This is a genomic window from Parahaliea aestuarii (assembly GCF_008064635.1).
Lineage (GTDB): Bacteria > Pseudomonadota > Gammaproteobacteria > Pseudomonadales > Halieaceae > Parahaliea > Parahaliea aestuarii.
Genome location: NZ_VRYZ01000005.1, coordinates 197,037 through 210,171 on the forward strand (window position 1 = coordinate 197,037; position 13,135 = coordinate 210,171).

10 protein-coding genes are annotated in these 13,135 nt (G+C 64.3%); 9 read left to right on the forward strand and 1 reads right to left on the reverse strand.

Going from position 1 to position 13,135, the window contains the following annotated elements:
* Window positions 1-62 precede the first annotated feature (62 nt).
* The 6 genes from FVW59_RS12620 to FVW59_RS12645 are packed head-to-tail and all read left to right on the forward strand — an operon-like array spanning window position 63 to window position 7,286.
* Window positions 63-590, forward strand: coding sequence for a CvpA family protein (locus FVW59_RS12620; protein WP_246139730.1), 528 nt, complete (start codon window positions 63-65; stop codon window positions 588-590).
* Between the two features lie 41 nt (window positions 591-631).
* Window positions 632-2,155: an amidophosphoribosyltransferase gene (gene purF, locus FVW59_RS12625; protein ID WP_148064702.1), complete on the forward strand. Its 1,524-nt coding sequence runs from the start codon at window positions 632-634 to the stop codon at window positions 2,153-2,155.
* Between the two features lie 3 nt (window positions 2,156-2,158).
* On the forward strand, window positions 2,159-3,361 hold the full coding sequence (locus FVW59_RS12630) for an O-succinylhomoserine sulfhydrylase (RefSeq protein WP_148064703.1): 1,203 nt from the start codon (window positions 2,159-2,161) through the stop codon (window positions 3,359-3,361).
* A 25-nt stretch (window positions 3,362-3,386) separates the two neighbouring features.
* Window positions 3,387-4,316, forward strand: coding sequence for an AAA family ATPase (locus tag FVW59_RS12635; RefSeq protein WP_148064704.1), 930 nt, complete (start codon window positions 3,387-3,389; stop codon window positions 4,314-4,316).
* Window positions 4,300-5,304: a DUF58 domain-containing protein gene (locus FVW59_RS12640; RefSeq protein ID WP_148064705.1), complete on the forward strand. Its 1,005-nt coding sequence runs from the start codon at window positions 4,300-4,302 to the stop codon at window positions 5,302-5,304. The genes FVW59_RS12635 and FVW59_RS12640 overlap by 17 nt, the downstream gene beginning before the upstream one ends.
* Window positions 5,301-7,286 (forward strand): transglutaminase TgpA family protein, encoded by a 1,986-nt coding sequence (locus FVW59_RS12645; protein ID WP_148064706.1) that lies wholly within the window; start codon window positions 5,301-5,303, stop codon window positions 7,284-7,286. Before FVW59_RS12640 ends, FVW59_RS12645 begins: the two co-directional genes overlap by 4 nt.
* A gap of 31 nt (window positions 7,287-7,317) precedes the next feature.
* On the opposite strand, the gene FVW59_RS12650 is transcribed toward FVW59_RS12645, so the two are convergent.
* On the reverse strand, window positions 7,318-8,451 hold the full coding sequence (locus FVW59_RS12650) for a GNAT family N-acetyltransferase/peptidase C39 family protein (RefSeq protein ID WP_148064707.1): 1,134 nt from the start codon (window positions 8,449-8,451) through the stop codon (window positions 7,318-7,320).
* A gap of 322 nt (window positions 8,452-8,773) precedes the next feature.
* Here FVW59_RS12650 and speA point away from each other — a divergent pair, with 322 nt between their 5' ends.
* Genes speA through nspC form a run of 3 tightly spaced genes read left to right on the forward strand, consistent with a single transcriptional unit; the run spans window position 8,774 to window position 13,116 of the window.
* Window positions 8,774-10,696 (forward strand): biosynthetic arginine decarboxylase, encoded by a 1,923-nt coding sequence (gene speA / locus FVW59_RS12655; RefSeq protein WP_148064708.1) that lies wholly within the window; start codon window positions 8,774-8,776, stop codon window positions 10,694-10,696.
* 11 nt (window positions 10,697-10,707) lie between these two features.
* Window positions 10,708-11,928: a saccharopine dehydrogenase family protein gene (locus FVW59_RS12660; protein WP_148064709.1), complete on the forward strand. Its 1,221-nt coding sequence runs from the start codon at window positions 10,708-10,710 to the stop codon at window positions 11,926-11,928.
* A 12-nt stretch (window positions 11,929-11,940) separates the two neighbouring features.
* Window positions 11,941-13,116: a carboxynorspermidine decarboxylase gene (nspC, locus tag FVW59_RS12665; protein ID WP_148064710.1), complete on the forward strand. Its 1,176-nt coding sequence runs from the start codon at window positions 11,941-11,943 to the stop codon at window positions 13,114-13,116.
* Window positions 13,117-13,135 lie beyond the last annotated feature (19 nt).

The following is a 13,135-nucleotide window of genomic DNA, read 5'->3' on the forward strand; positions in this document are numbered from 1 at the left end:
TCGCGGTGTTTTGCCTGCAATCGCTCTGTTAGAATGCGCCCGCAACTGAACAGGTGGATTTCTTGGACTGGACGCAACTGACCTGGGTCGACTGGGCGATTATTGCCATCGTGGGACTCTCCACGCTGGTCAGCCTGTGGCGGGGGTTCACCCGCGAGGCCGTGTCCCTGGCGGGCTGGGTCGCCGCCTTTGTCATTGCCAACCTGTTCGCCAGCGAATTGGCGACCAGCCTCACCGGATACATCAGCAATATCACTGCCCGCTACATTGCCGCCTGGCTGATTCTGTTTATCGCAGTGCTGATGGTGTTTGGCCTGGTCAGCATGTTCATGTCGCAAGTGGTCAAGGCCACCGGCCTCGGCGCCACGGATCGCCTGCTGGGCACCATTTTCGGTTTCACCCGAGGTGTGGTCATTGTCATGGTGCTGGTATTCCTGGTGCGCGAACTGCTGCCGCCCCGGGATCAGGTGTGGCTACACCAGGCGCGCCTGATGCCGCAGGTGGATGCGTTGATGGGCTGGGCCCGGGGCACTCTGTCCAATTTTAATACCGACAACCTCTCGGGCCTGGCGCCCGGCCAGTCGGTGTAAGTTACAAGCCGCGGTGGTAGTGCCGCAATGAGGAAAGAAGCATGTGTGGTCTGGTTGGACTGGTTGGTCACGGCAATGTGGCTCCCGATATCTATGATGCCCTGACGGTGCTGCAACACCGCGGGCAGGACGCCGCCGGCATCATGACCTGCAGCGCTGGCCGCTTTCACCAGCGCAAGCGCGAGGGCCTGGTGCGCGATGTCTTCCAGCAGCATCACATGCAGCGCCTGCAGGGCAAGATCGGCATTGGCCATGTGCGCTACCCCACGGCGGGCAGCTCGGGCACCGCCATGGCCCAGCCCTTCTATGTGAATTCACCCTACGGCATCGCCCTGGCCCACAACGGCAACCTGACCAATGCCGAGCAGCTGGCCAGGGAACTGTTCCAGGACGACCTGCGGCACCTGAATACGGATTCCGACTCCGAGGTACTGCTCAATATCTTCGCCCATGAAATGCAGACCCTGGGCAAGCTGAGCCCCAGTCCCGATGACATTTTCCAGGCGGTGGAAGCTGTGCATCGGCGCTGCCGCGGCGGTTACGCCGCTGTCGCCATGCTGGTGGACTACGGGGTTGTCGGGTTCCGCGACCCCAATGGCATCCGCCCGCTGGTGGTGGGCAAGCGCGAAACACCGGAGGGCGAGGAGTACATGGTGGCTTCCGAGAGTGTTGCCCTGGATGTACTCGGCTACCAGCTGATCGGCGATGTGGCGCCGGGGGAAGCGATTTTCATCGACAGTGCCGGGCGCCTGCACCGGCGCCAGTGTGCGGCGCAACACAGCCTGCGCCCCTGTATTTTCGAGCATGTGTACTTTGCCCGTCCCGACTCCCTGATGGACGGCATTTCGGTGTACAAGACGCGCATGCGCCAGGGTGAGGCGCTGGCGAAAAAGATTCTGCGGGAGCGCCCCGACCACGGTATCGACGTGGTGATCCCGATTCCGGACACCAGCCGCATTGCGGCCCAGTCCATGGCCCATGAACTCGGTATCAAGTTCCGCGAAGGGTTTATGAAGAACCGCTACATCGGTCGCACCTTTATCATGCCGGGCCAGAGCCAGCGCAAGAAGTCCGTGCGCCAGAAACTCAATCCGGTACCGCTGGAATTTGAAGGCAAGAACGTGATGCTGGTGGACGACTCCATCGTGCGCGGTACCACCTGCCGGCAGATCATCCAGATGGCGCGGGACGCCGGTGCCGAGAATGTCTACTTTGCGTCCGCCGCGCCGCCGGTGCGCTACCCCAATGTCTACGGTATCGATATGCCGTCGGCTACCGAACTTATTGCCCACGGACGCAGTGTGGACGAGGTGGGAGAACTGATCGGCGCCGACTGGCTGGTATTCCAGGACCTCGAAGACCTGGTGGAGTGCTCCCGCGAGGGCAATGAAGATGTCAACGGCTTCGACTGTTCGGTGTTTGACGGGCAGTATATTACCGGTGATGTCGACCAGGCCTATCTCGACCGGATCGAGGCGCTGCGCAACGACGAAGCCCAGAGCAAGGAGCGCGCCCGCCAGCAGGAAGAGGGCGCCGTGGTGGGCCTGCACAATGACGCGAGTTGAAAAATGACTGACCGAGACAACCGGGACGCCCTCGACGGTGCCCGTATCGAAACCCTGGCGGTGCGCTCCGGTATCAGCCGTTCTCCCGAGGGGGAGCACAGCGAACCGATCTACACCACCTCCAGCTATGTGTTCAATTCTGCGGCGGAAGCCGCCGCGCGCTTTGCCGGCGAGCAGCCCGGCAATGTCTACTCCCGCTATACCAATCCGACGGTACGCGGCTTTGAAGAGCGCATGGCGGCGCTGGAAGGCGGTGAGGCTGCAGTGGGTGCCGCCACCGGCATGGCGGCCATTCTCGCCACCGCGATGGCGCTGCTGAGCGGCGGCGACCATGTCATCTGTTCCCGCGACGTGTTCGGCACTACTACCAACCTGTTCGGTAAATACCTGACGCGTTTTGGCGTACAGGTGGACTTTGTGCCACTGCTGGACACCGCTGCCTGGCGCGAAGCAGTGAAGCCGAATACCGCCATGCTGTTTATTGAAACACCGTCCAACCCGCTCAATGAAGTGGCGGACATCGCCGCTTTTGCCCAGCTGGCAAAGGATGCCGGGGCCCTGCTGGTGGTGGACAACACCTTCTGCACTCCGGCCCTGCAGCGCCCGCTGGCATTCGGCGCGGACATCGTCCTGCACTCCGGCACCAAGTTCCTCGACGGCCAGGGCCGTTGCATGGGGGGCGTGGTGGTGGGCAGCCGCGAGCACATGGCCGAGGTGATGACGTTTCTGCGCACCTGCGGGCCCAGTCTCAGCCCTTTCAATGCCTGGGTGCTGTTCAAGGGCCTGGAAACCCTGGGTCTGCGCATGGAGGCCCACTGCCGCTCGACGCTGGAACTGGCGCGCTGGCTACAGGCGCAGCCGGAGGTGCAGAAAGTGTTCTATGCCGGCCTCGAGGACCATCCGGGCCACACCCTGGCCGCGCGCCAGCAGAGCGCCTTTGGCGGAGTGCTGGCCTTTGAGGTGCGCGGCGGGCGCGAAGGGGCCTGGCGCTGCATCGACGGCACCCGGATGCTTTCGCTGACCGCCAACCTCGGCGACGCCAAGTCCACCATTGTTCACCCGGCCACCACCACACACGGCCGCCTGACACCGGAACAGCGGGCAGAGGCAGGGATCAGCGAAGGCCTGATCCGCGTGGCGGTCGGTCTCGAGCATGTAGAAGATCTGAAAGCCGACCTGCGGCGGGGCCTGGATGCCCTGGCCTGAGTCGCACTGACCGCGGGGGGCGGGAATGCAGATACAGGGGCTGGTTGACGTTGCGGTGTCCGAAGTCGGGCGCGTACTGCTGGGCAAGGAGGCGCAGATCCGCCTGGCCCTGTGCTGTCTGTTCGCCCGCGGGCACTTGCTGATCGAAGACTTGCCGGGGATGGGCAAAACCACCCTGTCCCACGCCCTGGCGGACGTGTTGGGGCTGTCCTACAAGCGGGTGCAATTTACCTCCGACCTGCTGCCGGCAGATATCCTCGGGGTATCCATCTACAACCGCAATGACGCCAGCTTCACCTTCCACCCCGGTCCCATTTTTACCCAGCTGCTGCTGGCGGACGAGATCAACCGCACTACGCCGCGTACCCAGAGCGCCCTGCTGGAGGCCATGGCCGAGGGGCAGGTGACAGTGGAGGGTGAAACCCGCGCTCTGCCCGAGCCCTTTTTTGTGATCGCCACCCAGAACCCGATCCACCAGAGCGGCACCTATCCGCTGCCGGAATCGCAACTGGATCGCTTTCTGATGCGTCTGGAACTGGGTTATCCCCATCCGGTGGCCGAGCGTGAAATGTTCCAGCGCAAGGCCCTGTCCGGGCGTGACAGCCAGCGTCCAGGCCAGTGTATCAGCGCCGCGCAACTGCAGCAGATCCGCGAGGCAGTGGCGGGCGTGCACACCTCGGACAGCCTGCTGGACTACCTGCAGCGACTGGTGGCCTACACCCGTGAAGCGCCGGAATTCGCTGTCGGCCTGTCCCCGCGCGGCGCGCTGGCACTGCTGGATTGCGCGCGCACCTGGGCGGTGATGCACAATCGCGGTCATGTGGTACCGGAGGATTTGCAGATGGTGCTGCCGGCGGTGGTTGCCCACCGCCTGGTGCCCAGCGGGGATTTCTCCGGCGACGGCATGGCCCTGGTCATGCAAATGCAGCGCAAGGTGGATGTCATACGCCCCTGAGCAGGCGTCCGTCGCCAATCCGCAGGGATGGCGCGCCCGCCTGCGAGGACGCTTTCAGCGCTGGGTGAAGCGGCGCATTCCCCCGTCCCGCAGCGTCACCCTGGACCAAAAGCGAATTTTCATCATGCCCTCCCGGGTGGGCTTTTTCTTTCTGCTGTGCCTCGCGGTGATGCTGCTCACCGCGATTAACTACGAAAACAACATGAGCTACGGCCTGACTTTTCTTCTCGCCACCCTGTTCATCGTTGCCATTCTCCACACCTACGCCAATCTCGCCGGTCTCGGCGTTCACGCGGTACTGGCCCGCGCCGCCTTTCCCGGCCAGCAGACCGAATTCGACCTGCGTCTCGAGCGGGGTGGCAAGCGGCCGCGTTTCGACCTGCGGTTGCGCTGGCCCGAGAGTAGCGAGCAGCGTATCAACCTGGCCGATTCCGCCAGTGAAGTGCTGCGTTTTTATCTCCCGGTGGGAAGGCGCGGCTGGTATCACCCGGGGCGCCTGCTGATTGAAACCACCTACCCGCTGGGGCTGTTGCGCTGCTGGACCTGGGTGGACCTGGATCTGTGCGCAGTGGTTTACCCGCAACCGCTGGCCTCGCCGGAATTGCCGGGGCAAGCGGCGCTGGCAGGGGATGGCGGGGCCCTGCCGATGCCCGGTTCCGAGGACTTCGACGGTTTTCGCGATTACCGCGGCGGTGACTCGCTGCGCCATGTGCACTGGAAGGGCCTGGCGCGGGGCCAGAGCCTGCAAAGCAAGCTCTATGTCGCCCATGCCGAGCGCGATCGCTGGCTGGAGTGGGAGGCCTTCGCCGGCCTGCCGGTGGAGCAGCGACTCTCCCACCTGTGTTACTGGGCGCTGGATTTTGACCGCCGGCGGGAGGCATTCGGCCTGCGCCTGCCCGGGACGGAGATCAGGCCCGACAGTGGCGACACCCATCGGGAACTGGTGCTGACGGCACTGGCCCTGCACGGCGTGGAGCGCCCGGCGTGAAGGTCGACGAGCAGATACCGCGCAATGCCCTGGTGTGGATCATGCTGGGGATGGCGGCCCTGCTGGCACCCCATCTCGGCCGTTTGCCCATCTGGGTGCTGGTGGTGTACATAGCGTGCGCCCTGTGGCGCCTGCAGATTTTCCGCGGCGCCTGGCATTTCCCCCGGCGGCTGGTGAAACTGGGCCTGATCGCAATGGCCGGCACCGGTATCTGGCTCAGTTACGGCAGTTTGCTGGGCCTGGAACCGACCGTGGCCCTGCTGCTCACGGCCTACGCCATGAAGCTGCTGGAGCTGGCCCGGCGCCAGGATGCCTATGTCCTGCTGTTTCTGGGCTACTTCATCTGCATCACTGAATTCCTGTTCACCCAGGATCTGCTGGTCGTTCTCTACTCGCTGGCGACGGTGTGGCTGGTGACGGCGGCGCTGGTGGCCCTGCACCAGGGCGTTCAGGAGCACTTTCGTTTTGGCCCACTGCGGCAGTCCGGGGTGATGCTGGCACAGGCCTTTCCGCTGATGCTGGTGCTGTTCTTCCTGTTCCCCCGCATCGGGCCCCTGTGGACAGTACCGGTAAAAACCCACGCGGCTCGCACCGGCGTGTCCGACAATATGAGCCCGGGTTCGATATCCAGTCTCAGTAAATCCGACGAGGTCGCCTTCCGGGTCAGCTTCGAGGGGGAGATTCCCCCCAGGGCCAACCTGTACTGGCGGGGGCTGGTGATGAGCCGCTTGCAGCAGGGTACCTGGTCGGCTTTCAACTACTACGACGTGCCGGCGGCCGAGCGCCGCGCCGCGGAAGTCGCCACCGAGGGCGAGCCGCTGCGCTACAGCGTGTTGATGATGCCCACCCAGCAGAACTGGCTGTACAGCCTGCGTTACGCGGAGTCGTCCCAGGCGGGAATCATGCAGGCGCCGGATTTCCGCCTGTTCCGGCCGGTGGAGATCGAGGAGCAGTACCGCTACCAGGTGCGCTCCTGGCCGCAGGCTGCGCTGGAGCCGGTGTTGAGCGACTGGCGGCGGCTGGCGGAACTGCGCCTGCCCGACAGTGAGAATCCGCGCACCCGCGCCCTGGCGCTGCAGCTGCGGGAGGAGGCCGGCAGCGATGCAGGCCTTGTCGAAGCGGTGCTCGCCCGCTTTCGTGAAGAATCCTTTGTCTACACCCTGCAGCCCCCCCTGTTGGGCGAGAACGCCACTGACCAGTTTCTGTTCGAAACCCGTCGCGGTTTCTGCGAGCACTACGCCTCCGCCTTTGTCACCCTGATGCGCGCGGGTGGTGTGCCGGCCCGGGTGGTGGCGGGCTACCAGGGCGGAGAGGTCAACCCGGTCAATCGCACCGTTATCGTGCACCAGTTCGACGCCCACGCCTGGGCCGAGGTGTGGCTGGAAGGCGAGGGCTGGCGCCGGGTCGACCCGACGGCCGCGGTATCGCCCTCGCGGATTGAACAGGGTCTGGAACAGGCGCTGGCCGGGGAGGGCAGCTTTCTCGCGGATTCGCCGCTGTCGCCGCTGCGCTACCGGCGTGTCGACTGGATCAACAGCCTGCGCCTGCGCTATGACGCCCTGACCTACCGCTGGCAGTCCTGGGTGGTGGGTTTCAACAGCGAGAACCAGTTGCAGCTGCTGCAGCGCTACCTGGGCGAACTCACCGCGCAGAAGTTCGTGCTGATTCTGCTGGGCAGTGGCCTGCTGGTGTTGCTACCGCTCGCAGCCTGGCTGTTGCGCCAGCGCGGGGGGGCGACCCTGGATGGCCTGAGTCGGGAGTACCTTGCTTTCTGTGCGCAGCTGGCCCGCCGGGGTGTGGAGCGTGCACCCGGCGAAGGGCCGCGGGATTTCGCCCGCCGGGTCGCTGCGGCACTGCCTGCCCATGCCGAGGTCGTAGCCGAGGTGACCGGTCTTTACGAGAATGCCCAGTATGCGGCTTCCCGCGATTCGCGCCGGGATGCGGCGCAGCGTATACGCCGGTCCCGGCGGCGTCTGCGTTAGCTGCAAGCGCCGCAGGGCGCCGTGCAAGGCCTCAGGACAGCGATTCCAGCACCACCACAGCCCGCAAGCGGCTGCTGCCAAAGCGGCTCATGGCGGCAAAACTGTCCCGGGTGATGGGGAGATGCTGGCAGTCGAGGGGATTGCGTGGCGCCTCCCGCAGCGCCCGTGGGCTGGTATCGCCCATATCCGGGTCGTGCACGTAGAGGCAGGTGTCGTCGAAGCCACTCAGGGTGACCCAGTGGGGGGCCTTCATGCTGTCCATGCGGTAGGTGGAGATCAGAATCAGGATGTTGGCGCCGGCGCTGAAGCGGCGGGTGAGTTCATCCTGGTCGATATCGCTGTAGTTCACCTCAATGCCGGCCGCGCCGCACTGGCGTACAAAACTGTCGTGGGCGATGCGCATGACACGCTTTTTGTTTTCATCGCGCACGCCGTCCAGAAACAGCGGTCCCTCGATATTGACCCACACCTCGGCGCGAAAGCCGCGGCGCTGCCCGGCCAGCGCCAGCCCCAGCGGGTGGCAGCCGCCGTGACCAGAGGTCATGAACACCGTGGTCGCCTCCCGCCAGAGTTCGATTTCCTCCTCGGGACTCGGCTGGTAGTGGCCGCCGGGCAGTCCCGCCATCGCCATCATCAGCGCGGCGGGGCCGCAGGTGAAGGCGGTGGTCTGGGGCAGCCAGGGCAGCTGGCGGTTGTCGCCCGAGGGCTGGTAGGGGCGTATACGCTTTTCCATGCGCAGGGCGCTGGCGTGATCTTCGTAATAGTCCTCGTAAAGCCCGAACTGGCTATAGCCGAGTTTCTCATAGAGACTGATGGCGCCGAGGTTGTTCTCCGCCACTTCCAGGCGCATGTAAATCGCCCCGGCCTCGCGCGCCGCCTGCTCCACGGATTGCAGCAGGGCCTGGGCGATGCCGCGGCCGCGGGCCGCACTGTCCACCGCCAGGGAATAGAGGCGCGCCAGACGGGTGCCGCGGCGCAGGGTGACCAGGGCGTAGCCGAGCAGCGTGCTATCCTTTGTATCGTCTACGGCAATGCGAAACACGCAGTCGCGGTGGCGCAACCAGCGGCGAAAACTGCGGCGACTGATTCGGTCGCTGCGGAAACTGGCTTCTTCGAGGGCCAGCAGGGCCGGCAGATCGCTGTCGTTGGGGGAACGGATGTCCATGTCAGTGGTCGTTACTCATAGAACAGGCAGCCTATAGCGGCTGCGCTTCCGGTACCAGTGCCGGGTATGCGCTAAAAATTCACAAAGGGAGGTCAAAATTCTGCTTGCGTTCCCACAGGGCAGCTCTAGAATGCGGGCCGTTTTGTTCACCATCAGGATTTTATGTCTTTGGCCTTCCCACACTGATGCCGGGCGATTTTCGCCGGTGCGGTGTGACACCTGAACCTGCGAGGAGCTCCGTCAGTGCAGAGATTTGCTGAGCCTTCCATACCGGCCGTTTCCCGTGTCGGTTCCACAACCTGCCACCGCGAGGTCATCCGCCGTGGCGCCTGAACTCCCTCCGGGCTGGAGCCCGGCCCATAGCAGCGCCCTCTACGGCATCGACGCCTGGGGTGCGCCTTACTATTCCGTCAACGGCAACGGCGAAGTCCAGGCTCTGGTGGAGCAGGGCGACGATACCGTTGCCGTGTCCATTCTCGACATTGTCGAAGGCATGCGCGCCCGCCATCTCGACATGCCGGCGGTGCTGCGTATCCGCAACGTGCTGGATCATCGCATTGCCGTGTTGAACGAGTCATTCGGGCGCGCCATCGCCGAAGGCGGCTACAACAACGTGTACCGCGGCGTGTTCCCGATCAAGGTGAACCAGCAGTGCCACGTGATCGAGGAAATCGCCGACTACGGCCGCCGCTATCACCACGGTTTCGAGGCGGGCAGTAAAGCGGAACTCATCATCGCCCTCAGCCAGCTGCGCGACACCGAGTCGCTGGTGGTCTGCAACGGTTACAAAGACGCCGAGTTCATCGACCTCGGCCTCTACGCGCGGCGCATGGGCTACCCGGTCTTTTTCGTGCTGGAGTCCCTGCACGAGTTGCGGGTCATCATCGAGCGCAGCCGCCACCTGGGTATCGAGCCGCTGATAGGCGTGCGCATGCGCAGCGCAACGAAAGTGGATGGGCACTGGAGCCAGGACAGCGGCGATCGCTCGATTTTCGGTCTTTCCACCACCGCCCTGCTGCAGGTGGCGGCGGAGCTGCGCGAGGCGGGCATGCTGCACTGCCTGCAGATGCTGCACTGCCACCTCGGTTCCCAGGTGCCCAATATCCGCAATGTGCGCAGCGGCGTGCTGGAGGCCTGCCAGTTCTATGCCGGACTGGTGGCGGAGGGCGCCCCCATGGGCTACCTCGACCTCGGCGGCGGCCTGGCGGTGGACTACGAGGGCGCCAGCGCCAATTCCACCCACAGCATGAACTACCAGCTTGACGAATACTGCGTGAATATCGTCGAGACGGTGCGCGAAACCCTGGATCCGCTGGAGATTGCGCACCCGGTGCTGGTGAGCGAATCCGGTCGCGCCACGGTGGCCTACTCTTCCATGCTGCTGTTTAACGTGCTGGACGTGCGTGACACCCGGCCGGGGAACATTCCCGCACAGGCACCCGAGGAAAGCTCCGAGTTCATTGCCCACCTGCTGGACGTGTTGGCGCGCGTGGATATCGATAGCTACCAGGAGTGCTATAACGACGCCATCTTCTACCGCGACGAGACGCGGGAGCTGTTTCATCGCGGCCAGGCCAGCCTGCGCGACCGGGCTCTGGCGGAGGATATCTGCCTGGCGGTGATGCAGGCCATCAACGCCCTGCTGCCGCAACTGGAGCGGGTGCCGGCGGATCTTGAGAGCCTGCCGGAACAGCTGTCGGATATCTACTACGGCAACTTCAGCCTGTTCCAGTCACTGCCCGACATCTGGGCGATTGAGCAGGTTTTCCCCATCATGCCGATTCACCGACTCGACGAGGAACCGCGGCGAGAGGCTATCCTGGCAGACCTGACCTGTGACTGCGACGGCCGCATAGACCAATTTACCCTGCCGGGTGGCCTGCGAAACACGCTGCCCCTGCACGCCCTGCGCGAGGGGGAAGACTACTACCTCGGCGTCTTCCTGGTGGGTGCCTATCAGGAAACCCTGGGCGACCTGCACAACCTGTTCGGCGATACCAATGTGGTAAGCGTGTCGATCAATCCCGACGGCAGCTTCGACTTCGTGCGCGAATTCCACGGCGACAGCATCGCCGATGTGCTCAGCTACGTGGAGTACGAACCCAAGCACATGCAGGAACAGTTCCGCAAGGTCGCGGAAGACGCCGTGCGCAGTGGCCGTATCAGCGTGGCCGAACGCCAGCGCATTCTCCAGGCCTTCCGCGAGAGCCTGCAGGGCTACACTTACTTCGAACATCATTCCTGACAGGAGGATTCATGGCAAAGGTAATTATTATCGGCGCCGGCGGCGTCGGCGGCGTTGTGGCCCACAAGTGTGCGCAGCTGCCGGAGGTGTTCAGTGACATCCTGCTGGCGAGCCGCACCGAGGCCAAGTGCAAGGCGATTGCCGAGCAGATCGGGCGCCCCATTCGCACCGCCCAGGTGGATGCGGATAACGTCGCCGAGCTCACCGCCCTGCTGGAGAAAGAGCAACCGGAGCTGGTGATCAACGTGGCCTTGCCCTACCAGGACCTGTCGATCATGGACGCCTGTCTCAACGCCGGCGTGAACTACCTGGACACCGCCAACTACGAGCCGCCGGACACCGCCAGGTTCGAGTACCACTGGCAGTGGGCCTATCGGGAGCGCTTCGAGCAGGCCGGGCTGACCGCGCTGCTGGGCAGCGGCTTCGACCCGGGCGCCACCAACATGTTTACCGCCTATCTGGCCAAACACTACTTCGACGAGATCGAGGAACTGGACATCATCGATGTCAACGGCGGCGACCACGGCTACCCCTTCGCCACCAACTTCAACCCGGAGATCAATATCCGCGAAGTGAGCGCCGAGTGCCGCCACTGGGAGGGCGGGCAGTTCGTGACTACGCCGCCGATGTCGAAAATGGCACGCTTCGAGTGCCCCGACGAGGTGGGCAGCTACAACATCTACCGCATGTACCACGAGGAACTGGAGTCGCTGGCCAAGCACTTCCCCTCGCTCAAGCGCGCCCAGTTCTGGATGAGCTTCGGCGACAGCTATCTCAAGCACCTGGAAGTACTGGGCAATGTCGGCATGACAGGTATCGAGCCGGTGGAGTACAACGGTGTCGAGGTTGTGCCGATCCAGTTCCTGGCCAAGCTGCTGCCCGACCCGTCAACACTGGGGCCGCGCACCAAGGGCAAGACTTGCATCGGCTGTATCGTGCGCGGCAGGAAGGACGGTCAGGAGAAGGTGATGTACCTCTACAACATCTGCGACCATGAGGCCTGCTATGCCGAGGTGCAGTCCCAGGCGATTTCCTACACCACCGGGGTGCCGGCCATGATCGGCGCCAAGATGATCCTGGAAGGCCACTGGAAACGACCCGGCGTGTGGAACATGGAGCAGTGCGACCCGGATCCCTTCATGGCGGACATGAACCAGTACGGCCTGTCCTGGCAGGTAGTGGAACTGGACCCCGGTTTCCGCCTGGACGTGCGCAAAGGCGCGGAACTCTGAGTGGAAATCTAAGTGGAAATCAATCAGTTCACTGACTTCTCGCGGCTGGACCTGTCGCGTCTGCCTTCGCCCTGCTATGTGGTGGACGAGGTGGCGGTGGAGCGCAATCTGCGCATTCTCGCCGACGTGGCAGAGCGCAGCGGCGCCAGGGTGCTGTCGGCCCTGAAGGCCTTCAGTATGTGGCACTTTGCGCCGCTGGTATCGCGCTACCTGAGCGGCACCTGCGCCTCCGGCCTGCACGAGGCCCAATTGGGCCGCGAGTTCTACCAGGGGGAGGTGCACGTGTTCGGCGCCGCCTACAGCGAGGCCGACCTGGAGCAGATCCTGGCGATCACCGATCACCTGGTGTTCAACAGCTGCGGCCAGTGGCAGCGCGCCCAACCACTGGTGCAGGCCGCGCTGGCGCGGCGGCCCGGCCTGAAGTTCGGCCTGCGGATCAACCCGGAGCACTCGGAGGGCGACGTCGCCATCTACGATCCCTGCGCGCCCGGCTCGCGTCTGGGCATTCCCCTGTCACAACTGGATGAGTCGGTACTGGAGGGCATCTCCGGGCTGCATTTCCACACCCTCTGCGAGCAGGATTTCCCGCCCCTGCAGCGCACCCTCGCGGCAGTGGAGGAGCGCTTCGGCCATCTGCTGGGACGGATGGAGTGGGTCAATTTCGGCGGCGGTCACCACATTACCCGGCCGGACTACCAGGTCGATGCGCTGGTGGACTGTATCCGCCAGTTCTCCGCCCGCCACGGCGTGCAGGTGTACCTGGAGCCGGGCGAGGCGGTGGCCATTGGCACCGGGGTGTTGATGGCCTCGGTGCTCGATACCACCTGGAACGGACTCGACCAGGCCATCCTGGATACCTCCGCCACCTGCCACATGCCGGACGTGCTGGAGATGCCCTATCGGCCGGGCATCTACGGCGCGGGGGAGGCGGGGGAGCGCGGGCACGACTATCGCCTCGGCGGCCTGACCTGCCTGGCCGGGGATGTGATCGGTGATTACAGTTTCGACGCCCCCCTGCAGGTGGGCCAGCGCCTGCTGTTTCAGGACATGGCCCACTACACCATGGTGAAAACCACCACCTTCAACGGTTGCGGCTTGCCCGCCATCGCGGTGTGGAACTCGCAAACGGACGAGCTCGAGGTCATCCGCGAGTTCGGCTACGACGATTTTCGCCAGCGCCTGTCCTGAGCCTGCCTGTGTGAGCCGC